The organism is Paractinoplanes maris (assembly GCF_023544465.1).
Taxonomy (GTDB): domain Bacteria; phylum Actinomycetota; class Actinomycetes; order Mycobacteriales; family Micromonosporaceae; genus Actinoplanes; species Actinoplanes maris.
Genome location: NZ_JALPVL010000007.1, coordinates 486121 through 512167, shown reverse-complemented (window position 1 = coordinate 512167; position 26047 = coordinate 486121). Strand labels below are relative to the sequence as shown.

The following is a 26047-nucleotide window of genomic DNA, read 5'->3' as shown; positions in this document are numbered from 1 at the left end:
TCGATGCTCACCTCGTCTGCGCTGGTCACTGCCACTTCCTCCCCGTCTGGACCTGGAACGCAGGCCATCATAGGGGGAGTTCGGCAAGCCTCGATACCCGTTGTGGATAAGTCTGGTCGCTCTCCGTGATCATCCTCTCCGGAGAGTCACGAAGATCTATCGTGGAGTAGCCGAAGCCCGCTTCGTGCACGCCTGAGGCGACGTAGCGAACTGGTTCCCGCTGTAGACGGCGACCACCGCGAAGCAGTAGTTCACGCTCGGATTGAGCCCACTCATCTCGAACGATGTCTGCCCAGGTCCCAGCGTCCCCACCGGCTTCAACTCGAGCCCCGGCCGCCCCATGATGACCATGAAGGACACCGACGACTGAGTCGGATCGGTCCAGGTGACGTCGATGACAGTCCCGGTGTCCCGCAGCTCGACACCGGTCGGTGCCTGCCCCGCCAGAGTTGGCACATTGCCATTGTCAGACGAGTCACTCGTACGGTTGGCAAGCACAAACACCAGCGCAGCCACCGCGATGACGGCCGCCAGAACAGCGGCGATAGCCGCGAAAACCCCGAGTCCCTTACGCCCGGTGGGGGTCGAGCTTCCTTGCGCGTACGGAGGGGGTTCGTCAGACGGGTACGCAGGCGCGAACACTTGGGTGCTGCCCGGCGCGCCCGGGTAACCGGGGCCACTCGCCGGCGTGCCCGGGTAGCCCGCACTGTTGAACGGTGCGCTCAAGTAGCCGTGATCGTTCGCCGGCGTGCCCGGGTGGCCCGGGCTATCGAACGGTGCGCTCGGGTAGCCGGGACTGTCTGGCGGTGCGCTCGAATAACCGGGGCCGCTCGACGGCGGGTCTGGGTAGTTAGGGCTGTTCGACGGTGTGTTCGGGTGGCCCGGGCTGCTCGATGGGGCGCTTGGGTAGCCGGGCGCCGGGCGCTGAGCTGGGATGTGGGGGCTGTCGAACGCTGCCGGCGGTAGAAACGTCGGCTCGGGCGGCGGGCTGAGGATCGGCTGAGCGATTGTCGGCTCCTCGACCGGGCTGGACCGGGGAGCCGGGACCGGGTTGGCCCGCGGTTCGGCGATCGGGCCGGTCCAGACGTGCTGATTGGTGGGAGACGGCGGCTGAACCGCCCCGGGGCGCGCGGGCGGCGCTTCCGGATCAATGGCTGGGAACACCCTGGTCGGGTTGTTGTCCGCCGCATCGGAATCTTCGTCGCCGGAGAATGGGCTGGGCTGCGCTGGTGGCTGCGCCTGCGGAAAAGCAGCCTGCTCCGGCGCAGCCGTGGCCGGCCGGAACGGATTGTGCTGCGGTGGCGGTACCGCAGCTTCCAGTGGCGATGGAGCCTGCTGTTGCGGCACGGCCGGGGCTGGCCGGGGCTGCGCGACCGGCTGCGGCGGCGCAAACTCCCCGCGTACGGGGGAAGGGCCTTGACCTGGCCCGAGATAAGCCATTGCCCGGGCGACCGCCGGGTGCCCGGCGCCGAGAGCCGCCGGCCCGAACTCAGCCACCCGCGTGAAGGCCTTGCGAGCCTCATGCCGGTTGCCCAGTTCCTCAGCCACCACACCGATGTCGTGCGAGATCCGCACCATCAGCGCATCGGAGTCGCCCAGCCGCCACTGCCCAGCCGCGTAGGCCTCCTCGAGCACCCGCCGAGCCGCCGACGGATCATCGGCCTGCTGCAGAACAGTCCCCAGCTGAAGGGCCGTGACCAGCACATCCGGGTCATCCTCGGACAGGTTGACCTTCCCCAGCTCCACGGCGTGCTCCAGCACCGCACGCGCTCCCGCAAGGTCCCCCGACGAGGCAAGGGCAAGCGCACGCTGCCGGGCAGGTTCAAGCGGGGAGGGCTGCGACACGCAGGCCATGCTGCCCGCTGCACCCTCCAGGCGCCAGACCACCCCACCAAAGCCGGTCGTATGCCCCAGAATGTCCGTGCCCCACCCTCCCTGCAACCCCTCCCAGGCACCGTGTAAAGTTCTCTCCTGTGCGGCCCGCCGGGTCGCCGATTCCGGTTGGAAAATCGGATATCGGCCCAGGTAGGCTGTAGTGCAGGTCCGGGTGGCGGAATGGCAGACGCGCTAGCTTGAGGTGCTAGTGCCCTTTATCGGGCGTGGGGGTTCAAGTCCCCCTCCGGACACAAATCCGTAGCATCCATGCACAGCATGGGTGTTCATGGGCACATGATATCCAGATGACCCATCTTGGGTTCGTCTCAAGGCATATAAGTAACGGCCAGCCGAGGCGGCTGGCCGTTACTTATATGCCTTGTTAGGTGCTCTGAGCAGGGACGATTATGCCTTGTTAGGTGCTCTGAGCAGGGACGATTATGCCTTGTTAGGTGCTCTGAGCAGGGACGATCCCACGCCGGTGAACGCGGTCACGCGTCTTCTGAAACCTCTGCCGAGGCCTTGTCTGGAAGTCGAGGTGGATCGTTCAACCAGGTTGGGGCTTCGGCGCGGAGCATCGTTGCCATGGGGTCCATGTCGGCGATCGGATGTGGTTCTCCGGTCATCGTCGCGAGTGCTCGAGCGAGTTCCTGCAGGGTGGCTTTGACGTAGGTCGCGGTGGTGCCGGCTTCGCTGCCCCCGGCGTGGCCGGCGAAGGCGCGGGCGATTGCGTAGGAGAAGTGCCGCTCGATCCAGGTGAGGGTGGTGTGGCGTATCCAGTGGACGCTGATCTGCTGGACGGCCACCCAGGGTAGGTAGGTGCCGATGCGCTGCCAGAGATGGTCGTAGCGACGGCGGCCGACGGCGCGGCCACTGCGGTAGCGCAGCAGCTGCTCATCTGGGCTGCCGTCTGAGCGTTCGTTGTGATGGGCGACCAGCGCTGCGGTGAGGGTCGGCGAGATCGGCTGCCAGCGTTGAGTTTGGCCTTTGTCCCGGAGCAACACGAGGCACTGGTCGGTGTCCAGGTCGTGGCGTCTGATCGCGAGTGCCCCGCCGCGGCGGCACGCGGTCTCGATGTGCGGGCGCAGGATCAGCAGGTCCAAGTTGGGGTCGTTGCGGGTTTCGCCGGCGACTTTGACGATCGCAGCGAGAGCGGGGTCGGGGAGTGCGTGCCGCAGACTGGGCTGGCGGTGGGGTTTGTCGACACGAGCGGCCGGGTTGTTTCCTGCCTCGATGAGCCGGTCCGCGACGGCGTAGCGGTAGATGCAGCGGAAGGCGGCGATGAGGTGTTCGGCGGCGCCGGCTCCGCCTCGATGGTTGCGGCGGACGACGGCGCCATCGCGGACTTCCTGGGCGAACTGTGTGATCTCCAAGGGCGTGGGCTCATCGAGACGCCGGTGTCCCCATCGCTCGCGTATGCGCCGCCAGTAAGTGTCGTAGACGCGGCGAGTTCCGGCGACCACACCAGCGGCGACCTGGAGGATGTATTCGTCGAAGGTAGGAACGGTCCGGCTCGGGCGTGGGGGAGCGTCGGTGCGGGGAAGCTGGTCGGCGGTGATATTGAGCTGCGCCATGAGGGCAGCGACCAGAGCTACATTGCCTTCGGTCTGGCTGGCTCCCTCAGCGTTCGGCGTCGTCACGGCGGTTGATCGGGTCATCGGTGTAGGCGTGGAGGATCAGCGCAAGGACTTTCGGTGGGAAAAGCCAGTAGGTGATCAGCCCGGGATCGTCCGGGCCGCTCCAGTCGGACCAGCACTACAAGGCTGCTCGAAAAGGCCTTCGCTCACCTCGTCCAGGACCACTCCGGCACAGGGTGAGCACGCACCCACGACAAGGGTGACGACGGCTCCCGTATTCATGACGGCACGCCGCCGCCCGCAGGCAAGGCGGTGCGCCCGAGGCGCGCAGACCGCGGACCATGCCCGTCGGAGTTGGCCTCGGCAGTCGAGACTGACGAAGGCCCGGCCCCTGCGCCGGCCTCAGCCACCACGACGCGATTGCGGCCGCCGTGTTTGGCCTCGTATAGGCACGAGTCGGCGCGGGTCAACGCGGCGTCGACGGCAGTCACTCCGACGGTGGGTGTGGCACCCACGCTGACGGTCACCGGCACCGGACCGGCTGAGGTGGCGATCGGGGTGCCGGCCACCTCGCAGCGGATCCGCTCGGCGACGGCCGAAGCCTGCTCGCCGCCGTCGGGTAGCAGGACGACGAACTCCTCGCCACCGTATCGCGCCACGAGATCGGTGGTGCCGCAGCTCGCCTGCAAACGTGCGGCGACTCCGCGGAGCACTTCGTCGCCGATGTGGTGGCCGTGCCCGTCGTTGATCTTTTTGAAGTTGTCGACGTCGATCATCAGCACGGCGCCCCGGTGACGCTCGCCAGCGCTGGCGAACTCCTGCTGGGCCCGGTCGAAGAAGGAGCGCCGGTTGGCGATGCCGGTCAGGGAATCGACTGCGGCCATGTGGTGGACCTGGGCGAACAACCTCGCGTTCTCGTACGCCGTCATCGCCTGCCCGGCCAGCGTCGCGATGACCTGAGGATCAGCGGTGCTGCCCGCCGGCGCGGCACTGCCGAGCAGCAGGATGCCGAGCTGGCCGTCGCGGACCGTCAAGGGGATCAGTCGCCAGCTGTCGTGTGACGTCACGCCGCAGTCGGCTAGGGCTGCGCCGACCCGGGCCAGGCCGGACGCCGCGGGGCCGTGCTGGGGTGGCGTCGGATGGGCATACCGCAGCAACGCCGAAAATTCCTCCGGCATGCCTTCGACCAGCCGCCGCCGGGTCTCGTCGCCGTCGTGATACCGCACCGTCAATGCGGCCGCATCCTCCGCCGCTGTGATCAGGCCGAAATGGTCTGTGGCCCCGGTCTGACGCACCGCAACCATCAGCCGATCGAGGACGTCCTCCGGGTCTAGAGTCCCGGCGAAGGACGTCATGGCCTTCCGCAGCAACTCGGCCAGGTCTCGCTGATGCTGTGCGGTGGCCACCGCCACCTCCAGCTGCGCCGCCCGGGCTGTCTCGAGGGAGATCGCGATCTGATGGCCGACCGCCGTCAGTAGTTCCAGGTCAGCCCCGGTGAAGACGCCCTTGGCGAGCCTGCTGTCCAGGTAGACGACCCCCAGCAGCCGGTCGTCGAGCACGATGGGCGCCGCCACGATGCTGCGCAGGTCGTACTCGATCATGCTGTCGGATCGCGGCAGCTCGCCGCGGTCGGTTCCGGTCACGACGACGGCACGTCGCCCCGCGCGGACCTGATCGACGATGCGGGTGCTGTAGCCATGGGCCTGCACCAGGTCCTGGCTGTAGGCGTCCCGGCCGACGTGGGATCCCAGGCCTGCGGTGCTGTCATCTTCCAGGAGCAGGAACGCACGTTCGGCGCCGAGGATGCGGATCACTTCGTCGAGAGCGATTCGGACCAGCTGGGCCGGGTCGAGAACGCGCGCCGCGGCGAGGCTGACCTGTTGCAGTGCCGACTGGCGCTGGGCGTCGCGGTAACGGGCGGCGCCCGAGCGGACGGAGATGTCCTCGGCGGAGGTGGCGAAACCGAACTCGGCCATGAGCCGCTGGACGCGGTGGGGCCAGCCCTGGAAGTGCGCCACGGTTGCGGCGAAGTTGGCCTGGCGGCGGGCGTGCTGCGGCAGCTGCAGAGCCGCCAAGGCGTGCGCTTGGATACGTGCTGCTTCGTATTCGAGCAGTGGCGCGTCCACGGCTCGTACGTCGGCAGCGGCCGCCGTGAGCCGCTCCAGCGCTTTGCCGGGGGAGCCGTCGAGCACGCACAACGCGGCCCGGCCGACGCGGTGATATGCGCGCAGGATGGGCCGGTAGGCCACCTTGCCCAGGGTCGCCAGGGCGGCGCGTGCCGCTACCAGCTGAGCCGGCCGGTCCTGCTCGGGGACCGTACGGCACCGCTCCAACTCGGCGTACGCCCGCAGGCAGTAGAAGGTGTGCTGAGCGGGCAGCAGGTCACGGGGTGTTAGCCCGTACGCGTCGAACTCTGCCATCGCGCGCTCGTAGTCCTCGCCGAAATCGCCGCGCTCGATCGCCGTCTGCACCCGGCCGATCAGAAGGTCGACCCATTGGTGCAGCGGTATCTCTCCACTGGCGATCGTGTTGAGCTTCAGCGCCGCCTCGCCCGCACGCCCGCGCAGCGCCAGCAGGCAGGCGTCAGCCGCCACAACGGCACTGCGCCGGCTCTGCCCGCTCACCGTGGCACGGCGACGAGCCTGATCGAGACCGGTCTCCGCAGTGGCCATGTCGCCGCACAGCAGCCAATCCCAGGACAGTACGGCGTATGCGTCGAGCGCCAGGCCGAAGTCCAGCCAGCGGCCGTGCTCGTCCAGCATCCTGCGTATCTGCGTGCCGTCGTCCCGGCCACTGCCGTGCCGGGCGATGGCTCGGCTCCACGCGACGTGGGCCATGAGCGCCTGGTCGCCGAGCGCGGCGGCGTCCTGGGCGACCCGGGACGACACCCGGTTCGCCAGCCGCGGGAAGCCGGTGAACTCCAATAGCAGCGCGACCGCGGTGATCGCGCGCACGCCCTCGGTGGACCGGCCGGTGCGGCGGGTGAGGTAGGGCGCGCGCAGGGCGAAGATTACGGACTTGGCCGGTTGCAGCTCACGGGTGTACGCCGCGCCCAGACTCTCGTAGAGGGCGCACTGCAGCAGGTAGCGGTCGCGCGTTCGTGGGTTTCTGGTGCTGCCGCCGATCCCGGTGAGCTGGATCAACACGCTCAGCAGGAAATAGCCGACCGAGGACAACGCCCGGCCGGCGCTGCGGTGAGGCAGGGGTCGTCCCAGCTCGGCCAGGGCCTGCTCGGCGGCGCTGATCTGCCGTTCGGTGTCCCAAGCGGACTGGTGCACCATGCTCAGCAGGCGCAGCAGGTGGGCCCGCCGCAGGGGATCGGTCGCGCGCTCCACGGCCGCGTGCACGGCGGCGACGGCGTCGTCCAGCCGGGCGGATCGGTGATAGGCCGTGGCGAGCAGTTCGCCGAAGGTGTCGTCCGTCGGCATGCCGTTTTCGTCGGCGACCGCCGCGGCGTGTTCCAGCATCACCGCGGCCGTCTCCGGGGCCCAATCGGTCAGGGCGAGCTCGGCCGCCGCCCGGCACGCGGCGAAGGTCGCGGTCGCATCGTGTCCGGGGGTGCCGCTCATCCGGTGGTGGGCGAGCGCGTACACGTCGGCGTCGGTCGATGGGGTGTCCCGGTCCAGCACGTCGGCGATGCGGTCGTGCAGGCGCTGCCGGCTCACCTCGTCGAACTGCTCCGTCAGCGCCTCGCGGATGCGCTCGTGCAGGAACCCGTAGACGCCTTCCTCGAGTTCCTCGACCAGCCCGAGCCGGGCGGCGTCGGTGAGCAGGGTGACGACGGAACGGTGCGACAGTCCTTCCACGGCGGCCAAAACGTCAGCCTGGAACCGGAAACCGGCGGTGGCGGCGGTCCCGAGAACGTGGCGGTTCGCCGCGTCCAGCGCATCGACGCGCCGCCGCACCAGATCGGAGACGTCCTGGGGCAGGGTGAGGCCATCGAGCATGGCGACGTCGACGCGCCATTCGCCCCAGCTGACGGTGACGACGCCGGCGTCGATCAGCGCCCGCACGTACTCGGTCAGGATGAACGGATTTCCCCCGCTGCGGGCCGCCAGCCGCGCGGCGAGCTGGTCACTGATCGCCAGCCCGCCGTTGACAGTGGTAATTAGCGCAGCCGTCGCCGCAACGTCCAAGGGAGGCAGCGTCACAGTGGTCAGCTGATCGCCGAGCATTTCCCGCACAGCGGCCACCGGCTCGGCATCGGCCTCCTCCGAGCGGACGGTGAAGACGACGAGCAGAGGCGCCCGGTCCGCCTCGGCAGCGAGCTGCTCCAGCACTCGTACGGTGGAACGGTCGTACCACTGCAGGTCGTCGAGGTGCAGTAGCAGGCCGTTGCTGCGACGGGCCAGCTCGAGCAGGAAGCTGGCCACTGCGGCGGTGTGGCGCGTCTCGTCGACGGCGCTACCGGCGGACGCCGGCGTGCCCAGAGCGGTCGACAGCCCGTCCGACAGATGACTGATCATGTCGGCCGTGTCCGCGGCCGCCGTCCGCAGCACCTGCACAGCAGTCTCCGCCTCGCTGTCAGGCAGCTGCGCCAGCTCGCGAAGATATCCGTCGATGGCCGCGCGCAGCGGCGCAAGGGGCTGCTTCGTCCCGTGGACGCCGACGCCGTGCAGCACGGGAGAGCTGGTCGGCAGGCTGTGTGTGAGCTCGCGGACCAGGTGACTCTTGCCGACGCCGGAAACCCCGGTCACCATCACCAGGCCGCCCCGGCCGGCCAGCGCCTGTGTCCACCCGTCGCGCAGGGCCGTCAGTTCAGCGTCGCGGCCGATGAGCGGAACCTCGTCCCGCGCTCGCTGCTCGGTAGCCGGCACGTCGCCCGGGTCACCCTGCTCTGCCGCCGCCAACCGCAGGTCCGCGAGCACATCGGACGCGCTCTGGTGACGATCGTCTGGTTCCTTGGCGAGCAGCCGTTGGAGGATCCGCGTGAACGCCGCCGGCAGGTGCGGGGCGGCCTGCTGAAGGTCGGGCAGTGGTGCCAGCGCGTGCTGCCGGAGCAGCTGCCCGAGGTCGGGCGCGGTGAACGGTGGCTTTCCGGTGGCCGCCTCGAAGAGCACCGCACCCAAAGAGTAAAGGTCGGCGCGCGCGTCCAACGCCCGTTCCAGCATTCCGCTCTGCTCGGGCGAACTGTAGAGGGCGCTGCCGGCGACGCGGCCGTCGGCATCGGCGGCGGACAGCTGGGCGCCCAACGAGAAGTCGATGAGCCGGACGACGCCGTCCTCGCCGAGGATGATGTTGTCCGGTTTGACGTCGCCGTGCAGCAGTTGGGCGCGGTGTACCGCTTCCAGCACTGTAGCGGCGCCGATTGCGGTCCGCAGCAACGTGTCCCACGGCAGCGGCCCTGGACGCAAGGCGTCGCTGAGCGGACGGCCTTCCACCACCTCCATGACGAGGTACGGCCGGCCCTCCACCGACCCGACCTCGTACACCCTCGGCACGCCGGGACAGCGAATCGTCGCCAGCTTCGCGGCCTCCCGGCGCGCGGCCGCCGGTGAGGTGCCGGTCTCCGCCCCGGCGGCGAGCACCTTCAACGCGAACTCCGCACCGTCGCGCTGGACGCGGTAGACCGTGCCCTGGTGACCCTGCCCCAAGGTGCCCAGAACGACGTACCCCGGAGGGCGCGGGCCGTCCGTGACCGTTGTCGCGGCGAAGGGCGATGCGGAGGTCATACCTGGCTATCGACGTTCCTGCCGCGCACTTGAGCGAAACGCGCTGTTCGCGACTCGGGCGGCGACGCGCCTGGATAGTATCGGTGCAGGGAGCGTGGACCTGGTTTGGACGGGGCCCGGCGTCGACGAGCCGGTAGCCATAGGGTGCCCGGCCGCCAAGGTGCGGTCTTGTCGACGGACCTGCGCGCACATCGCGGCGCTGGTCCTGAACCGGGAGCGGGTCCGCGGCGGCTGCCGCCGAAGACCGCGTCACCGGCGCCGACGACCTGTCGCTCGAACAGGTAGTCGTAGCGGCGTCGTCCGACCGCTCGTCCATTGCGGTACCGCAGCAGCGGTTCTTCCTCGAAGGCGTCGCGCTCCTGGACGTGTAGTTGGAGGAAGGCCATCAGGGTGGGGGGGAAACCGGCTGCCAGCGGAACGTTTCGCCTTTCTCCCGCAACATGACCAGGCACTGTTCAACATCCAGGTCCTTGGGTCGGAGGCCGAGCAGGCCGCCGCGGCGGCAGGCGGTCTCGATGTGGAACCGCAGGATCAGCGTGTCGAGTTCGGGGTCGTTGCCGGTGACGCTGGCGGTTTCGATGAGTTCGCCGAGCCGTTCGTAGGGCAGCGCGGTGCGGGTGCTGGCCAGCCGGCGGGGTTTGGCAACCTTCCGCGCAGGGTTGTCGCCTTCCGTGATGAGTCCGTCGGCGACGGCCCGCTTGTATAAGGATCGGAGGCCCGGCGATGAAGTGTTCCGAAGCGCTGCGCCCGCCACGGCTGTTCCGGCGTTTCAGCGCGTGCTTCTGGACGTGGCGCATGGCTGCTTCGATCTCGAAGGCAGGATCTGGTCGATGCCGCGGTCGCCCCACAGGTCGATAGCTTTGTTCCAGTAGGTGCCGTACATGCGCTGGGAGGCGGGGGAGACCGCGGCCATGACCACCGGGACGTAGTCGCGGAACGAGGGCACTCCTGATCCGAGTTCGGCGGGTGCGGTGATCAGGTCGACGAGGGAGACGCCCATTTGTTGCAACAGCACCCGCGCCGCCTGCAGGACTTCGGGTCTCGAGTTGGTGGCGTTCACAGGTCACCGCCCAGTGCGGCGACGTGGGCGGCCGCGGTGAGTTGCCCGAGGGAGGCGGGCGGATGGATGATCAGCCGCTGCCGTCCGGGTAGTGCGGCGAGCAGGACCCGTTCGCGGTCGTAGAGCCGGCAGGCGTGCCGGACGTTGAGCGGGAGCCAGAGGTGGCTGCGGTTGTCGAGCCGGCGGTTGCCGTTCTCGTCGGCGACCGCCACGATCAGCTGCTCGCGGATGGTGAACCCGACCCGGGTGCCCGGCGTCCAGCCGAGGCATTCCATGAGGGCCCGGTCGGAGACGCGCCCGGCGCGGTCCATCCAGCACATCCCGGACACCACGTCCCGGCGGGGCAGCACCGGCACCTGGGGGAGTGGTAGCGCCGGCTGCCGCCGGCGGCCGAGGACACGGCGTTCGCCCTGACGGTCCGGCAGGGTCAGTTTGGGAACGAGTGGGGGCAGTGGCACGGACCTCACGGCGCCCACCGCCGGCCGAGACTCTTCCGGGTGGCTCGTAGCAGCGCAGCTACCGCAGCGTGCTGGAGCAGATATGATAGCCAGTAGGACGTTTTGGTGCGGGATGCTATAAAAAGGACTCAAGTCCCCCTCCGGACACAAAGACGGTTGGGCGGTCTCTGCTCGCGGCAAGTGCGAGCTGATGACCGCCTTTGTCATATCTGCTCCGGGGTCGAGCCCCGGCAACCCCACGGCGGCGTTGTTGCGCGCCCCAGGGACGGGATGATCTGTCGGGCCTGTCCTGCGGTGAAGGCGCGTTCGTATTCACCGATCGCCACCGTGTCGGATCGACGATCCGGCTGCGCAACCTCACCGGGGCACGCGGCGTCGGTTTCTCGAAAGGCGCCCCGTTCGTGCTGGCCTGCGCCGCTGCCGGCGACCTCACCGACGCCGCTGTGGTGGCAGGCACCGACGAACTCGCCCATCCGTCGCTCGCCGCGGCTCTCCCGCCAGAGGTCACCGCGATGGTCGAGGCCGTACGCACCGATTCAGCCGCCGCGGAGACGTTGTTCGCCGGGTACGGGATCCGGAAGAGTACTGGCAGCGGATCCTCATGATGGCCGGTGACACCGACCGGACCGTCTACACCGATCCGGTATTCGAACGCGCCTTGCGGCACGCCATGGCGGAGGCCTTCGCGCAAGGCCCCGGCGGGTACGCGCGGGACACCGTCCTCGTCTCGGCCCGATGGCCGTTCGACCCGGCGCTCGTACGGGTCCCTGTGGACCTCTGCTACGGCACCGCCGACACCAGCCCGGTGCACTCACGGTGCCTCGCTTGCGGCTCGCCTGCCTGACGTGCGGCGGAATGTGGTACCCGACGCCGGCGACGCGCTGTTGTGGACCCATGCCGGCAAGATCCTGCGGACACCGCTGCACCGCTGAGCCCCGGCCGGCATCCCCGGGTAACCGACGTCCGACATCCACGACAGCCTGGTCAACCTGGCCTGCGTCCTGATTTGCTGGCGCCCTGGATCGCGTAGGTCACCCTCAGACCCTGGGGATTGAACTGGGCGGAACCGGAACGACGTTTCGCTCCGGCCAGACCGGTTCTCCCGCGGTCAGCCGGCGCAGGGCGAGGCGGCCGGGGCCGGTACGGGACGCGTCGTAGCACTCACCTGCGGTACGGCCTACCGGGAAGGACCCGACGTACCTTTCGCATCGCGGTTATCAGGTACTGCCCGGTGCTCGGCTCCCGCGCCACCTGCGCGTCGCGCGCCCCGCCGTTCCGAGGGTCGAGGTTGATCGGTGGCCTTCGTTCCTTCCGCGGTCGTTGGTGTGGAGCCCAGCGCGGCGACGGATGCGAGCAGGGCGCGCGGATCCTCCTGCTGGGCGGCGGTGGTCTGTCGGTGGGCGAGGGGGTGGATCCGGGTGAGCAGGTTGAGGAGGGTGTCTCGGGTGACGGGCCTGAGGCGACCCGCTACGCGGCTCATCCGGGCGAGCCGGTCGGCGGTGTCCTGGACACGTCGCACCGGCCGGGCTCGGCGGGTGGTGTAGCGCCGCAACGCATCGGCGATCGGCCGGTCGCCGGCCAGTTCGATGGCCAGTACCGCGGCGTCAACCATCGCGCTGTTGGCGCCCTGGCCGAGGTTGGGTGCCATTGCGTGTGCCGCGTCGCCGACGAGGACGAGGCGACCGTCGACCCAGCGAGCGCAGTCCACTCGGGTGACGTCGTTGATGAGCAGCGCGTCGAAGTCTGGGACGCGTTGGAGCACGCCGGTGCTGGGGGCCAGGGCGTCTGCCCACACGCGACGCAACGCCGGCAGGTCTCGCTGGGCGAGCGCCGCCGCAACCCCGGCGGCGTCGCCTGCGGCGTAGAAGTAGGTGGTTCCGTCGCCGAGTCGCGCGCCGCCGAACACGCCCAGCGGCGTCCAGTACTCACCTTCCAGGCCGAGGTCGTCGCCGGGAATGATGCCGCGGATGTAGGTGGCGCGGCTGCCGCGCACGGTGGGGCGGAACGCGCCGACCGCGCGGATCTGCGACCCCGCCCCATCGGCGCCGACGACGAGGTCGGCGCGCAGGGTCTGGTGAGTTCCGTCCGGGTCGCGGTACGTCACGTGTCCGTCCTGGTGGGCGTCGATCACCTCGTGGCCGAAGAGCGTCCGGACGGCCGGTGCTGCTTCGACGGCGCCGAGCAGCACGGTGAGCAGGTGGCTGCGCCGCACGGCGAGGGTGTGGTCGAGGCCCGGACCGTAGTCGGGCATTCGTGTGTGCAGGATCGGCACGCCGGCCGGCGACCGGACCACGGCGCCGCCGATGGGGTGCGCGCGCTGGTGGAGGTCGGCGGCGAGTGACAGACCGCCCAGCACGGCCAGGCCGTTCGGTTGGATCAGCAGTCCGGCGCCGACCTCTTTCGGCTGGGGTGCTCGTTCCAGCACGGTGACGTCCGCTCCGGTACGGGCGAGGAGCAGTGCGGCCGTCAGCCCACCGATGCCACCACCGACCACGGTGATCCGGCTGTTCTGATTTGTCATCGCAACACTCCTCATCCGTTGTTCGTCGGCACCCACCAGGCGATTACCCCGGACGTCAGGGTCGCCTGCAGTACGCGCGATCGAGCAGGTCGTAGTACTCGGCCAGAGCCTGTGGACCGACCGACTGGGGGTCCTCGTTGATCATCAAGACGGTTTCGTGCTGGGTGTCCGGGCTGATCCAGGTGTAGACCAGATAGCCGGGAGCGTTGCCGCTGTGCCCCCACGCGACGCCACACGGCGTCCATCGCTGGACCCCGAGGCCGCTGCGGCTGGGCAGGTCGCTGTCGGTGACCTCGATCGTGGTCTTCATCTCGCGGATCAGCGCGGGGGACAGCAGCCGGCCCGCGAACAGAGCGCGATAGAATCGGGCGGAGTCGTGGGCGGTGCTCGTCAGCCCACCGGCGGCCCACGAGAACGGATACAGGGCGGTGACGTCCGTGTCGGCCGGTGGGTCGCCGAACACGATGTATCCGTGTGCGTGCCGGCCGGCGATTGCGTCGACGGTCGGCAGGTCGGTGCCGCGCAGCCCCAGCGGGCGCAGGATCCGGCGCCGCAACTCGTCGCCGAAGGCGTGTCCGGTGACCGCCTCGACGATGTAGGCCAGCAGGAAGTAGCCGGTGTCAGCGTAGGAGAACCGGGTGCCCGGCGGGAACAGCGGCGGATGCTCGAACGCGATCGCCAACAGTTGCGGCGGGGTCCACACATGACCGAGGTCACCGGCGAAGTACGGGGCGAGTACGCGTGGATCGTCACCGAAGTCGAACAGTCCGCTGTTGTGCAGTAACAGGTGCCGCACCGTGACTCCGGCACCGTAGCCGTGCGGCACGACACCGGGTAGCAACACGTCGATCTGATCGTCGAGGCGTAGCCGGCCTTCCTGGACCAATTGCAGGACCACCACCGCGGTGAAGCTCTTCATCTGGCTGGCCGCTCGGAACCGGTCGTCCACGCGCATCCGACGGCCCTCGACCGGATCGGCGAAGCCGCTCGCCAGTCGGGTGGTGCGCGATCCGTGCCGGTCGAGAAGGACGGCTCCCGGGGCGCCCGCGGCGACCACCCGATCGAGGGCCTGTTGCAGGCGTCGTTCGGCCTGGTCTGCCGGCACGGGCTGGGCGCCCGCGGGCCCGCCGGTTGTCAGCGCCACCGCGAGCGCAGTTGCCGTGGCGACGAGGAGCCGGCAGGTGATGTGGGTGCGGTTCATCGGTTCCCTCTATTCGGGTGGTGTCGTGGCGGCGGTGGCCTCAGTACTCCCACGCCGAGTACTCGCGGTGGCGGGTCTTCATGTCGTCGAACAGCAGCACCATGCGCTCGAGGTACCAGGCTTTGGCTGCCGGGGCGAGCCCGACGCCGGCCACCACCGCTGCGGTAGCGGGTGGGTAGCTCGTTCGCAGACGATCGTGCGCGGCCGGGCTTGACGGTGACTTGACGCCGGGTATGGCGCTGTGTCAAATGCCCGCCGAACGGCGCCGCCGAGGCGAGAAGGTGCCGTGCGCCGGGCGACTGAATCGCGTCGAAGTTGCCCGCAGTGCGAGCACCACTGATGTGGTTGCCGGTCGTTGCGGTTGCTAGCGCAGTCAGCGTCCGGGCGAGGACCGCTCGGGCGAGGGGTCAGCCTGTCCAGCCGAGCCAGGTCTCTCCGGCGGTCAACGCGGCGTACCAGATCAACCATGCGGCGATCGGCGTCATCAGCACCCACAGCGGTCGCCGGCGGCGCAGCAGTCTGATCGCTGCCACCACCAGCCCAAGCCAGACGACCAGTAGGACTGCGACTGCCCAGGCCGGCGCGAGCAGCCCGCTGGCGGCATAGAAGATCAGCGTCGCGAGCAACGCCGCGAATCCAAGCCAGCCGAGGAGCCATTGCCACCACGGACGCACCGTTGCCTCCTTAGACGTCCCGCATGAGCCATTCGATGGAGCCAGTGTCAGGCAGACCCGGATCCGAGGTCGTGTCGAAGCCGGCGCGGCGCAGTAGGTGCACCGCGGCCGTGTCGCCATCCGCGACGGCGGCCACCATCCACTCCGCACCGTGCGCCCGGCACACATCGGCCAGCTCCCGCACCAGCCGTCCGCACGTCTGTGACCAGTGTGCACTTGTCCACACCAGCGCGCGTGCCTCCAGCACCCGCGCCGACGTCGGTAGCGTGGCCGCGGCGGCCGTCAGGGCGGCGCCGTTGGCCGCGGTGAGGTCGAACAGCCCGAACCACACCTCGTCGCCGGCCAGCCGCGGCGAGCGGTACGCGGGCCCGGCGGCGTCCAGCAGGGCGCGTGCCCGCGACCGTTCGGCCGGCGTGCCCAGCCGCCGGAACACGATTCCCGACGGCCGGGGGTCCTCGTCAACTCCCACGAGCACCATCCTGGTGGCCACGCCTTGGCGACCACTTGACGCGCGGGGATGCTCCGTGTCAAGCCGCCGTCAAGCCCGGTGCCGCACCCTCGTGACAGTCACGTCGAGTCGCCACCAGGGAGGTCCACGATGAGTACTCCGGCCATGTCGGGCACACCTACCACCACCAAGCTGAGCGGGGAGCAACGAGTCGCCAAATGGTTCGGCCTGACCGGCGACAGCTGGACCCGCCACGCCAACCCGGTCAGCGTCGTGACCCGGTTCGCGGTCCTGCCGTTGCTGGCGTTGTCGATCTGGAGTCGCGACTGGATCGGGTGGTGGTGCCTGGTGCCGATCGTCTTGTCGCTGGTCTTCATGATGGTCAACCCGTTGCTGTTTCCCAAGCCCCGGTCCACCCGCAACTGGGCGTCGAAGGGCGTCTTCGGTGAACGGGTCTGGTCGGAGCGAAACGTCGTTCCGGTTCCCGCCCAGTTCACTCCCAAGGTGCTGCGGGTGACCTACGCGATCCAGACCATCGGTGCGGCGGCGCTCGCGTACGGGCTCGTCCAGCTCGACCTGATCGCGACCGTCACCGGTCTGGTGATCCTGCAGGCCGCCAAGGCGTGGTACATCGACCGGCAGGTGCTGCTGTACGAGGACATGAAACAGCGCAACGCCAAGTACGCGTCCTGGGAGTACTGACCTGACCCCCGACGATGCCGTCGCGGTCGGCATCGCCCCCGACCCCGACTGGTACGCCGCCGAGAAGGCCATCACCCTCGACCGGACCGCAAAGCCGGCCCACACGGTGCAGATCACCGGGGCCTCCCACCTCAGCTTCATGGACATCCCGTTTCTGCCGCTGGCACCGCAGTCGCTGGCCCGGCCGATGCTCGCCGGCACCACCATCGACCCCGCCGCAAGCTGACCATCACCAACACCCTGATGGTCGCCTTCCTCACCGGTGCGGACGTGGCCGCGATCCTGGCATCGGACGAGAGGGCGACGGCGGCAACGGTGCCGTGGCGGCCACCCGGCTCCTGAGGCGTCGCCCTCGTTCGACGGCGCCCGTAGGCTCCGATCATGTCCGATGTGCGGGGTTCCCTGGTTCCGGAGGCGCTATAACATGGTCCGTGCGACTCCCACCGGTGGAGACGGGCGGTGCGGTGAAGTTCAACATTCTCGGACCGCTCGAAGTGGCGGAGGGCGGGCGGCTGCTGCAGCTGGGCCGCCCGAAGCAGCGTGCCGTGCTCGCCATCCTCCTGGTGCACGCAAATCGTCCAGTCTCGCTTGAGCACCTGGTCGACGAGATCTGGGGGGAGGACCCGCCGGCGCAGGCGCTCGCGTCGCTCCAGGCGTATGTGTCTCATCTGCGGCGGCTGCTGGAGCCGGTTCGCGAGGCCCGCACGCCGGCGCGCGTGCTGGTGAGCCAGCCGCCCGGGTACCGGATCGCGGTCGCCCCGGAGGATCTTGACGCGGCGCGGTTCCAAGCGCTCGCCACGCAGGGCCGGCAGCTGTTGGGCACGGGCGATCCCGAACGGGCCGCCGACCTCCTCGGGCAGGCGCTCGCGCTGTGGCGGGGCCCGGTTCTGGCCGACTTCGCCGACGCTTCGTTCGCCCGCGAGGAACGGGCTCGCCTGGATGAGCTGCGGCTGGGTGCACTCGAGGACCGGATCGCGGCCGACCTGGCGCGGGGGCGGCCCGCGATCGACCTCGCCGAGCTTGATCAACTGACCAAGGCCCATCCGTACCGGGAGAGCCTGCACGGTTTTCGCATGCTGGCGCTGTACCGCTCCGGGCGCCAGGCGGAGGCCCTGAGCGCCTACCAGGACGTCCGCCGGATGCTGAACGAGGACCTGGGTATCGACCCGCGTCCACAACTGGAGGTACTGCACCAGCAGATCCTGCGGCACGCACCGGATCTCGATCAGGCCGTGGCGCGGTGGTCCGCACCGGACACAGCGGTGCACGCGGCCGAAGCCGGGCCGGTGCCCGACCCGGAACGCACGCTCGTCGGCCGCACCACCCAGCTGAGCTCGCTCGACCGGGCGCTGGCCGCGAGCGTGGCCGGGCACGGCCGGCTGGTGCTGCTGACCGGCGAGCCCGGTGTCGGCAAGACCAGGCTCGCCGAGGAGTTGGCCCGGCGCTCGACCGGGGTGGCGGTCGCGTGGGGCCGCTGCGGGGAGGAGCCTGGTGCGCCGCCGTTCTGGCCGTGGACGCAGGTGCTGCGGGAGTTGATCGCAGACCTTCCGTACGATGACCGGGAGGCGTTGCTGGCTCCGCATCTGCCGGTGCTCGGGTCGATCCTCATCGACCCCGCCGGTGAGCAGGCGGCCGCACCGCCCGTCGTGGACGTCGAGGCGGTCCGGTTCCGGCTGTGCCGTGCGGTGGTGGCGCTGTTGCACCGGTTGGCTGCGCGCCGACCGCTCCTGGTGGTGATCGACGACCTGCAGTGGGCGGACGCCGGCACGTTGCGCGTTCTACCGGCGCTGGCCGGCGAGCTCGGCACCGCGCGGATCCTCGTCGCCGCCACCTACCGTGACCCCGATCCGGCCGGCAAAGCGGTACTGCGCGACACGCTCGCCGCGCTGGCGCGCCTGCCGACGGTGGACCGGGTTGCTCTGCACGGCTTGAGCGAGACCGACGTACGGCAGCTGATGGCCGCGAATCTCCGAGCGAGCCCCGACGGTGGGCTGGTACGGGTGGTGCACGACCGCAGCGCGGGAAACCCTTTCTTCGTCCTGGAACTTGTTCGCCTGCTCGGCAGCGACCGGAGGCTGGCCGCGGCGGAACAGGCCGCGGCCCATGAGGTGCCGGTGGGCGTTCGGGACGTCTTGCGCCGCCGCCTCGCCGGGCTGCCGGAGCAGACGCGATCGGTGCTCCTCGTCGCCGCGGTGATCGGGCGGGAGTTCAATCTCGACGTCGTCCGTGACGTGTCCGGTCTGGACGACGAGAGCGCACTCGATGCCATCGAGGCAGCACTCTTGTCAGGCCTGGTGGTCGAGGACACGGCCGTGGGCCGGTACCGGTTCGCGCACGCCCTCGTCCGGGAGGCCATCCATGGCGAGGTCAGCCGGGTCCGGCAGGCGCGGCTGCACGCCCGCGTGGCTCAGGCGCTGGCCGGCCGCCCCGGCTGGGCCGACCGCGCCGGCCTGCACTGGTGGCTGGCCTCGCCGGTGGTCGGCACCCGCACCGCCCTGCCACACCTGCTGGCAGCCGCCGACCACGCGTTGGCCACCCTGGCGCACGAGGGGGCCGAACAACACCTGCGGCACGCGCTGGAACTGCTCGTCGGAGAGGCCGAGTCAACCGAACGCATGCGGTCGGAGCTCGACGTGCAGATGCGGCTCAGCATGCTGTTCGCCCAGCTCGACGGTGCACAGTCGGCGGCTGGCCGCGCCGCCGTCACGCGTGCCCGGGAGTTGGCTGAGCAACTGGCCGACGGCCCCGCCACGATCGCGGCGTACCGGAGCCTGTACGAGGTGGCGGTGGCTCGAGCCGAGCACGCCGACGCGCGCCGGCTGGCCGAGCGGATACTCGATCTCGGCCAGCAGATGGCCGATCCGCTCGCGCTCGCGCTCGCCCAGCTCGCCGTCGGCCGAACCCTGTGGTGCATGGGCGAGCCCGGCGCGGCGCGGGAGCACCTCGAGCAGAGCCTCGGCTTGGCCGCCGCCGCGCCCGATCCGTCGCACCAGGCACTCCCGGTTGACATCACCGTCCGGCTGCAACTGGCTCCGGTGCTGGACCTCCTCGGCCACGGACACGACGCGACCGCGCAGGTGGACTCCGCGATCGCCGCGACCGGCACCGCGGCACCCCTGGTGCGAGCGGCCGTGTTCACCAGCGCCGCATTGATCGGCGCCCTTCGCCGGGACGTGACCACGGCTGGTCTGCATGCCGGCCGAGCGCTCGAGCTCGCCGGTCCGCTTCCGGCCTGGTTCAGCTACGCCTCGGCCGTCCGATCCTGGACCCGGGCGCTGACCGGCGACCCGGCCGGAGGTGCCCGAGCGCTGCGGCAGAACGTCGACGAGATCCAGTCGCGCGGCGCGCGGCACCTCGTCCCCTGGGTGCTGGGTCTGCTCGCCGAGGCCGAGGCCTTGTCGGGGCACAGCGAGGAGGCTCTGCGACTGCTGGACGAAGCGCTCGTACAGGTCACCCAGACCGGCGAGCGAATGTACGAGGCCGAGCTGCACCGCCTGCGTGGCCGAACCCTGCTCGCGAACGGGCCGTCCCGGAGAGCCGACGCTCGCGCCGAGCTCGAGACTTCGCAGGAGATCGCCCGCCGGCAGGGAGCCGAGCTGCTGGCCCGGCGGGCCGCCAAGGACCTGCGCCGGCTGGACGTCGCACGCTGAGTCCACACTTTGCACCGACGTCCGTCCTCGCGTACGCCCTGAGCCGGGGCGCCATCCCATGGGACAGCTTCGTCGCCGCGGGCACATTCATCGCCGCCCTCATCGTGGCGTCCATCCGCGACAACCGGGCCGGCCTGCGCGGCATCGATCGACGCCGGCACTACCATCGCCGTCACCTTCTGGTACGTCTGGCTGTTCAACCAGGTTGCGCTCCTGGCGCCGGGCGGTCGGTTTTGATGCCTTGGCGTTGTGGCCCCCCGTCACTCGGGACGAGGGGTCACCAATCGGCCAGGGGCTACTCGTCACACACTCGGTCGGCGGATGCCTGCGGGCGGACGAGGTAGTTGTCCATCGCGGCGCGTGAGCACGGCGAGGAGTAGTAGGAGGTGTGCCCGTCGCCCGTGCGGGTCAGCAGGTCGCTGCCATGGATCTGAGCCGCGAGGTTGTGCGTCCAGCGGTACGGGTCCTGTGGATCGTTTACCGCATGCACGAGTAGCGTCGGTATTCCGCGGACGTTCAGTGCCCGCGGCGGGTTCGTCGCCTTGACCGGCCAGCCGATGCAGCCGTTGACCCGCCAGGTGTCGGACGCGCCCTGCATGTGCGGGGCGAGTTGCCGGCCCAGCTGCATGCGCTGCTGCATCTCGGCCCACGATTCGACCTGGGGCACGTAGTCGGTGCAGGCGTTCGCCGAGATGGCGCCCAGGCCGTCCTGGGGCACGCCGTCGGGGAAGGAGATGAATGCCGAGGCGTCTCCGGCGACAGCGGCCGCGAGTGACTGGGACAGTGCCGCCCAGGTTGAACCCGGCGCGATGACGACCGGATCCTTGGTCGCGAGCTGGGTCTTGGTTCCCATCCGGATGTCCTCGCCGGTGACCGCTCGCAGCGCTCCCTCCACAGGGATGGGGTTGGCGTCGGCGCGTGCGACCAGCGCGTCGAACACGGTCCCGACGTCCTGGCCGCGAAGCGCGCACGCGGTTGCTGTGTCGCACCAGCGCGCGAACCGGTTGAATCCGTTCTCCACGGACATGATCTCGTCGGTCGCCTGCGCGGTCTCCGCCTGGCTGTGATCCAGTGCGGCGTCGATCACCATGGCGCGGGTGTGGCGGGGGACTCGTTGGCGTAGTTGGCCGCCAACTGGGCGCCGTACGAGATGCCGAGCCAGCTGACCTTGTCGACATTGAGGGCGATGCGCAATGCCTCGTGGTCGCGGGCGACGGTCCTGGTGTCCATGTTGTGCATGAGCGCGCCGGTCTGCCGCAGGCAGCTCTGGCCGAATTCGCGGTTGTGCCGGACCATCCGCTGGAACTGTTCCTCGGAGCGAGGGAACAGGGTCGTGTCGGGCGTGAAGAGGTTCAGCTCGCAGCGCACCTGCACGCTGTTGCCCATTCCGCGCGGGTCCATGGCGACCAGGTCGAACCGGGTGCGCAGCGTGGGGGAGAAGGCGGTTTCCGCGGCGACGATGTACCTTGCGGCACCGGCACCGGGCCCACCGGGATTGTAGAACAGCGTTCCGATGCGGGCGCCCGGATCGTCGGCCGGACGGCGCGCGACGGCGATCGGCACTCTTTCGCCCGTCGGCTTGGACCAGTCCAACGGCACCTGTAACATTCCACATTGGATATTTGGAGCGTCTGGACACGGCTTCCAGTCGACCTTGAATGTGCCTGCTGACGAAACGGCGTTCGCGGGGACGGATCCCGTGCTCAGGCCGGCCAGCAGCAACACCGCGGCCGCCAGCCGGGTGATCGCTTGATACTGCATGTCCATGCTCTTCGTCTCGAGAATTCGGCTTGATCGCTACGAAATCAACCGTTCCAGTGGCGATCGCGGCAGACAAGCCGGGTTCCCGCCGATCAGGGGGGCGGTTTTCTGGTGTACGTAAGACCTTCGACCATTCCGGACGGCCTCCGGTAACCGCCTTGAGCGTTCTACTCCTCGCAGAGCGCTCGTGGAGAAACTGCGCGTCTGACGTCCAAGGTCGTGACCGTCGCTCTCTTACGAAAGCGCTTCGCTAAATGAGGAACCTGCCGAGTGATCCGACGACGGCCTGTTCAGCGGAGCGACCGCCGCCAGTGCTCCTGACGACCGGACACGAATGAAGACGAGCGGGCTAAACCTGTTGGTGGGTTGGAAGACACCGCGCCGCGCGCGAGTATTGCGCGCGCCATGACGGCGATGCAGACGCCGCCGTTGAGGAACGACGCCACCACGCCTGACGGGTGGTGCATGCCGCGGTACATGCGGGCCAGCCCGACCGCGATCGGCACCAAGACCAGCGCCCAGCACAGGACCTTGAGCCACGTTCGCCGAGCGAGCAGGGCCAGCAGCAGGGCCAGTCCGCCATAGAGGGCCAACGCGGCGGACGTGTGCCCGGACGGAAAGCTGGAGGTGGGCGGCGACACGTCCAGCTTCGGCACGTCCGGCCGCGAGCGGTTGATGATCAGGGTGGCGGAGAAGAACACCAGCGCCTGCGTGGTCACCGCGGCCGCCAGGAACAGCGGCTCGCGCCAGCGGCGTAGCCCCACCCCATGATCAGATGCCCTACTAGGCTCTACATCTCCTGCGTGAGCTGTCGGCACGCCTGGAGGCTTGCGGGGCGCCGGTCGCAGATTCGCTTCCGCTGGATGCGTCCTACGATCAGTTCGAGGCAGCCGTCCGCGACATGCTTCCCGCAATGCGACGACGCCCGTAGAGCCTGCTCGACGAGTTCGCCACCTACCGCGACGTCTGACCGACCGGGAAGCCCGTGCCCCTTCAAACCAGCTGGTAGAGCTCATTTCGGAACCGGGTCATCCACTGATCGATCTCGGCTCCGGTCCACCACAGCCGCCGGGGCGAGTATGCCCAGACAATGCGGGTCGTGCCGCCGACGACCGCGCATTCGATGTGGAGGGGCGGTTGCCGCACGCCGGCCCCGGGATCCCACACGTCACCGATGGCGGCCGCGCTCAGAGAGAAGAGGCCGTTGCGGCTCCGCGTCGGCATCTCGCCCTGGAAGGTGAACCGTAGCGTCGGAGCCGGGGCCTGGCGGATGCTCTGTCGCAGGTCCGGGTCGTTGTTCAGATACTTGAGGCCTTCGAACGACAGCCCCGCGGACGGGACACCGGCGAGCCGTTTTCCCACTGCGGTCAGCGTCTCGGCTGGGCTCTGGGACTGGCTGTCCTCGAAGGCGAGCGGGAAGGTGCAGTGCAGATCGCCGACCGTGCGCGAGAGATCGAGGCCGTGTACCGCTGTCTGTCTCCCCGAGCCGGAGAGCTCGACCACGAGACGCCCGCAGCTCCACTGGCGCTGAGCGGTCCGCACCAGCGCCGTGAGCAGGGTGGTGCCCAGCGGTGCACGGCCGGCGTCCGGCCCGGTCATCCGTACGTTGCGGAGCCTGCGCGTCTCCTCGGGCGGCAGGCTGTGGCGGGCGGTCGCCAGGTCCTCCGTCTGCACGCCGGTGTGCGCCAGCGGGTCGTAGGTGGCCGGTGGTGGCACTGCCAGCTGAGTTCGCCAGAACTCGAGATCCGCCCTCGCGTCCCGGCGGGCGAAGTCGTTCATCCAGCCGGAGAACACTTCGAAGCGGGCCGATGTCCGGGCCAGCCGCAGGGCCTCGCCCTGTTCGTCCAACCGGCAGAGCTGGTCCAGGTCATCCAGCAGGATGCGCAGCGTGACCCTGTCCATGACGAGGTGGTTGACCGCGATGAACAGACGTTGCCTGGAGCCGCTCTCGATGAGAACCAGACGCATCAGCGGGCCGTGCTCGACGCTGACGCGGCGATGCTGCTCGCTGATGAGCGGCGGGCGCGCGTCGGGCCGGTCCAGCGTGACCGACTCGACGGTGAAACTGCCCTCGATGTCGCCGTAGCGCTGCGCGAATCGGCCGTCGTCGCGACGGAACCGCAGGCGCAGCGCCTCGTGCCGGGCGACCAGCGCGCACGCGGCTCGGCGGAGACGGTCCGGGGTGAGCCGCCGATGGACGTCGAGCATGACCGTACGGGTCGACCCGTCCCATTGCCCCAGCTCCAGGGCGTGCCGCTGCGCGGCGCTGAATGGGACGTCACCGGTGTCCGGAGCCTCGTCCAGCTCGGGAGGCGCCGACTCGAAGTGCCGTACCAGCGAGATCGCCATCGCCCGCAGGGTCGAGTCGTTGCCGAAGTTCGCCGGCGGGATGCGCGCTCCGGTCCGATCCTCGACGCGCAGGGCCAGATCGATCAACCCGAGCGAGTCGAGGCCGACGTCGAGGAGTGGCCGATCCACCGATATGTCGTTCGGGTCGGTCAGTTGCAGCACCTCTGCTACTTCGGTCTGCAGCAACCGGAGCAGGTACTCCGGCTCGCCGCCCGGGCCCGCCCGGGGCAATGTCGTCCATGTCGGCTCGCGTTGTCCCGGGACCGCCGACGAACGCAGCGATCCAGCCGTCCACTGTTGCCTGCACTGTGTGCGCCGCAGCTTTCCGCTGGTCGTCTTCGGAAGGCTGTCCGGCCTCATCAGCAGGACCTCATGACACTGCACCCCGCAGTGCGAGGTCACCGCGGCCCGGATCGCCGAGGCCGCGCGGTCCAGCGGGACCGGCTCCCTGTCCCGCAGGACCTTCTTGCGCAGCTCGGCCGCCACCACGACCCGCTCGACGCCGTCGACCCGCACCCCGAAGGCGACCGCGTTGCCCGGCCGCAGAATCGGATCGGCCGCCACTACCGCCGCTTCCAGATCCTGCGGATGAATGTTGCGGCCCCCGACGATGATGAGGTCCTTGAGGCGGCCGCAGAGGAACACCTCGCCGTCGTCGCCGATCACTCCGAGATCACCGGTCCGCAGGAAACGCCGCCCGTCGTGCGGGCCGGTTCCGGTCGCCGGGCGCGCGGCGAAGACGGCCGCGTTCTCCTCCTCGGTCCGTCCCCAGTAACCGCTCGACACGCTGGGACTGGAGATCCACAGCTCACCGACGGCGTACGGTGGCCGCGGCCGCCGGGTTACCGGGTCGACGGCGATCACCGAAACACCCCACTCCTCGTCCGGCACGCCGCTGCCCACGAGCGTCATCGCGGGTGCGCCCGGCGCCGGCGCGACGATCACGCCGTCGCGATCCAGCAGGGCCCGATCCCCGTGGAGCAGCGTCGGCTTCCGGCCGACCCGACCGCAGACGAAGAGCACGGCCTCGGCCATGCCGTAGACGTTGCCGAACGACGCCGGATCGAAGCCCATCCGGCTGAGCGCGGCCTCGAAGCGGTCCATCGTGGCGACCAGCATCGGCTCACCGCCCTGCAGGGTGGAGCGGACCGACGAGAGGTCGAACGAGTCGCCGTCGCGCAGACCGCGCAACACGTAGTCGTAGCCGAAGTTCGGCCCGGCGATGTGCGTGGCGCGGTAGCGATCGATCGCCTCGAGCCAGAGACGCGGGGCAGCCAGGAAGGTGGTCGAGGAGAAGGCGACGCAGCGCGCCCCGGTGTACAGGGCGTTGAGGATCCCGCCGGCCAGCCCCATGTCGTGGAACAACGGCACCCAGCCGACGAGCACCGACTCGCTGTCGACCCGGGTGTTGCGCGCGATCAGCTCGAGATTGTGCGTCAGATTCCGATGCCGTACGACGACGCCCCTGGGCGCCGACGTCGAGCCGGAGGTGTACTGCAGGTACACGACATCGTCCGGGCCGAACCGGGCGGCCGCGCGGGCCAGCCGGGCCGCGGCCACCTCCGGATCGGCGCGTTTGACGCGATTGGACAGCAACCAGGTGAGTTCGGGCCAGTTCGACGTCTCGCGGCCGCGCCAGCGGCCCGCCAAGCCGTCGCGTACCGACGCCAGTGTGGTGAGTCCGCGGTACCTCGCATGGGTGAGGGCGACGCGTGCGCCGCTGTCCTCGGCGATGTGCCGGAGCTTGGGCAGCTCCCGATCGAGATGCCGCGGGTCGGGGCTGGCCACCGGGACAGCGATCGCGCCGAGGAGCATGCACCCGACGAAGCCGGCGACGAACTCCAGACCATCGGGCGGGAAGATCAGCAGTACGCGGTCGCCGGGCGCAACCCCGGCCGCCTGCAGGAAGTCGGCGGTGCCGGCCGCCCGGCGCACGATCTCCTGGAGGTCGGCCGCGTCGATCTCCTTGCCGTGGCGATCGAGGAACGTGAAGAGGGGCGACCCGGGAGCGGCGTCGAGGCGGTCGGCCATGGTGGTCAGCAGGCTCGCGGACATCCGGGACTCCGATGGACGGGGGAGTGACTCGTTCGGACGTTACA

Annotated in this window: 18 protein-coding genes and 1 tRNA gene; 4 read left to right on the top strand and 15 right to left on the bottom strand. The window is 69.7% G+C overall.

Annotated elements, in window-relative coordinates:
* Nucleotides 1–156: 156 nt before the first annotated feature.
* Nucleotides 157–1854: a fibronectin type III domain-containing protein gene (locus NAG42_RS22855; RefSeq protein ID WP_284045694.1), complete on the bottom strand. Its 1698-nt coding sequence runs from the start codon at nt 1852–1854 to the stop codon at nt 157–159.
* A gap of 187 nt (nt 1855–2041) precedes the next feature.
* On the opposite strand from NAG42_RS22855, the gene NAG42_RS22850 reads away from it, so the two are divergent.
* Nucleotides 2042–2126: transfer RNA gene (locus NAG42_RS22850), tRNA-Leu, on the top strand.
* 240 nt (nt 2127–2366) lie between these two features.
* On the opposite strand, the gene NAG42_RS22845 is transcribed toward NAG42_RS22850, so the two are convergent.
* The 6 genes from NAG42_RS22845 to NAG42_RS22820 all read right to left on the bottom strand — a co-directional run bounded on the left by NAG42_RS22845 (nt 2367) and on the right by NAG42_RS22820 (nt 11115).
* Nucleotides 2367–3515 carry a tyrosine-type recombinase/integrase gene (locus NAG42_RS22845; RefSeq protein WP_250032833.1) on the bottom strand — a complete coding sequence of 383 codons (1149 nt, stop codon included), beginning with the start codon at nt 3513–3515 and terminating at the stop codon, nt 2367–2369.
* Between the two features lie 215 nt (nt 3516–3730).
* A complete protein-coding gene (locus NAG42_RS22840; protein ID WP_250032831.1) occupies nt 3731–9124 on the bottom strand; it encodes a diguanylate cyclase domain-containing protein in 5394 nt (1797 codons plus the stop codon).
* A gap of 385 nt (nt 9125–9509) precedes the next feature.
* Entirely contained in the window at nt 9510–9878 is a 369-nt protein-coding gene (locus NAG42_RS22835) for a site-specific integrase (RefSeq protein ID WP_250032829.1), read from the bottom strand.
* A 15-nt stretch (nt 9879–9893) separates the two neighbouring features.
* A complete protein-coding gene (locus tag NAG42_RS22830; protein ID WP_250032828.1) occupies nt 9894–10184 on the bottom strand; it encodes a hypothetical protein in 291 nt (96 codons plus the stop codon).
* The gene (locus tag NAG42_RS22825; RefSeq protein WP_250032827.1) at nt 10181–10651 is read right to left on the bottom strand and encodes a hypothetical protein; all 471 of its coding nucleotides are present in this window, start codon (nt 10649–10651) and stop codon (nt 10181–10183) included. The genes NAG42_RS22830 and NAG42_RS22825 overlap by 4 nt, the downstream gene beginning before the upstream one ends.
* Nucleotides 10652–10845: 194 nt before the next feature.
* Nucleotides 10846–11115 carry a hypothetical protein gene (locus NAG42_RS22820; protein ID WP_250032826.1) on the bottom strand — a complete coding sequence of 90 codons (270 nt, stop codon included), beginning with the start codon at nt 11113–11115 and terminating at the stop codon, nt 10846–10848.
* Nucleotides 11116–11246: 131 nt separating this feature from the next.
* On the opposite strand from NAG42_RS22820, the gene NAG42_RS22815 reads away from it, so the two are divergent.
* The gene (locus NAG42_RS22815) at nt 11247–11486 is read left to right on the top strand and encodes a hypothetical protein (protein ID WP_250032825.1); all 240 of its coding nucleotides are present in this window, start codon (nt 11247–11249) and stop codon (nt 11484–11486) included.
* 333 nt (nt 11487–11819) lie between these two features.
* Here NAG42_RS22815 and NAG42_RS22810 read toward each other — a convergent pair whose 3' ends face one another.
* The 4 genes from NAG42_RS22810 to NAG42_RS22795 form a co-directional block, all read right to left on the bottom strand.
* Nucleotides 11820–13163, bottom strand: coding sequence for an FAD-dependent oxidoreductase (locus tag NAG42_RS22810; RefSeq protein WP_250032823.1), 1344 nt, complete (start codon nt 13161–13163; stop codon nt 11820–11822).
* A 55-nt stretch (nt 13164–13218) separates the two neighbouring features.
* Nucleotides 13219–14364 (bottom strand): serine hydrolase domain-containing protein, encoded by a 1146-nt coding sequence (locus NAG42_RS22805; RefSeq protein WP_250032822.1) that lies wholly within the window; start codon nt 14362–14364, stop codon nt 13219–13221.
* A gap of 407 nt (nt 14365–14771) precedes the next feature.
* Nucleotides 14772–15038, bottom strand: coding sequence for a hypothetical protein (locus tag NAG42_RS22800; RefSeq protein WP_250032821.1), 267 nt, complete (start codon nt 15036–15038; stop codon nt 14772–14774).
* A gap of 10 nt (nt 15039–15048) precedes the next feature.
* Entirely contained in the window at nt 15049–15507 is a 459-nt protein-coding gene (locus tag NAG42_RS22795; RefSeq protein ID WP_250032820.1) for a GNAT family N-acetyltransferase, read from the bottom strand.
* Between the two features lie 129 nt (nt 15508–15636).
* Here NAG42_RS22795 and NAG42_RS22790 point away from each other — a divergent pair, with 129 nt between their 5' ends.
* Together NAG42_RS22790 and NAG42_RS22785 are read left to right on the top strand one after the other, a co-directional pair.
* Complete coding sequence (locus NAG42_RS22790) at nt 15637–16188, top strand: DUF6653 family protein (protein ID WP_250032819.1); 552 nt, start codon at nt 15637–15639, stop codon at nt 16186–16188.
* Nucleotides 16189–16508: 320 nt separating this feature from the next.
* Nucleotides 16509–19838 (top strand): ATP-binding protein, encoded by a 3330-nt coding sequence (locus tag NAG42_RS22785; RefSeq protein ID WP_250032818.1) that lies wholly within the window; start codon nt 16509–16511, stop codon nt 19836–19838.
* 295 nt (nt 19839–20133) lie between these two features.
* On the opposite strand, the gene NAG42_RS22780 is transcribed toward NAG42_RS22785, so the two are convergent.
* From NAG42_RS22780 to NAG42_RS22765, 4 genes are all read right to left on the bottom strand, one after another.
* Entirely contained in the window at nt 20134–20928 is a 795-nt protein-coding gene (locus tag NAG42_RS22780) for an alpha/beta hydrolase (protein ID WP_250032817.1), read from the bottom strand.
* Nucleotides 20922–21605, bottom strand: coding sequence for an alpha/beta fold hydrolase (locus NAG42_RS22775; protein ID WP_250032816.1), 684 nt, complete (start codon nt 21603–21605; stop codon nt 20922–20924). Before NAG42_RS22775 ends, NAG42_RS22780 begins: the two co-directional genes overlap by 7 nt.
* A 284-nt stretch (nt 21606–21889) precedes the next feature.
* Nucleotides 21890–22363, bottom strand: coding sequence for a phosphatase PAP2 family protein (locus NAG42_RS22770; protein WP_308201173.1), 474 nt, complete (start codon nt 22361–22363; stop codon nt 21890–21892).
* A 229-nt stretch (nt 22364–22592) separates the two neighbouring features.
* The gene (locus tag NAG42_RS22765; RefSeq protein WP_250032815.1) at nt 22593–26003 is read right to left on the bottom strand and encodes an AMP-binding protein; all 3411 of its coding nucleotides are present in this window, start codon (nt 26001–26003) and stop codon (nt 22593–22595) included.
* Between the last annotated feature and the right edge of the window lie 44 nt (nt 26004–26047).

What these genes read in the sequence shown, in the direction of transcription:
- NAG42_RS22815 (WP_250032825.1), top strand. Translation starts at nt 11,247, where the DNA reads ATGGCCGGTGACACCGACCGGACCGTCTACACCGATCCGGTATTCGAA.
- NAG42_RS22855 (WP_284045694.1), bottom strand. Translation starts at nt 1,854, where the DNA reads ATGGCCTGCGTGTCGCAGCCCTCCCCGCTTGAACCTGCCCGGCAGCGT.
- NAG42_RS22765 (WP_250032815.1), bottom strand. Translation starts at nt 26,003, where the DNA reads ATGTCCGCGAGCCTGCTGACCACCATGGCCGACCGCCTCGACGCCGCT.
- NAG42_RS22780 (WP_250032817.1), bottom strand. Translation starts at nt 20,928, where the DNA reads ATGGTGATCGACGCCGCACTGGATCACAGCCAGGCGGAGACCGCGCAG.
- NAG42_RS22820 (WP_250032826.1), bottom strand. Translation starts at nt 11,115, where the DNA reads ATGGGCGAGTTCGTCGGTGCCTGCCACCACAGCGGCGTCGGTGAGGTC.
- NAG42_RS22840 (WP_250032831.1), bottom strand. Translation starts at nt 9,124, where the DNA reads ATGACCTCCGCATCGCCCTTCGCCGCGACAACGGTCACGGACGGCCCG.
- NAG42_RS22790 (WP_250032819.1), top strand. Translation starts at nt 15,637, where the DNA reads ATGAGTACTCCGGCCATGTCGGGCACACCTACCACCACCAAGCTGAGC.
- NAG42_RS22805 (WP_250032822.1), bottom strand. Translation starts at nt 14,364, where the DNA reads ATGAACCGCACCCACATCACCTGCCGGCTCCTCGTCGCCACGGCAACT.
- NAG42_RS22775 (WP_250032816.1), bottom strand. Translation starts at nt 21,605, where the DNA reads ATGGACATGCAGTATCAAGCGATCACCCGGCTGGCGGCCGCGGTGTTG.
- NAG42_RS22810 (WP_250032823.1), bottom strand. Translation starts at nt 13,163, where the DNA reads ATGACAAATCAGAACAGCCGGATCACCGTGGTCGGTGGTGGCATCGGT.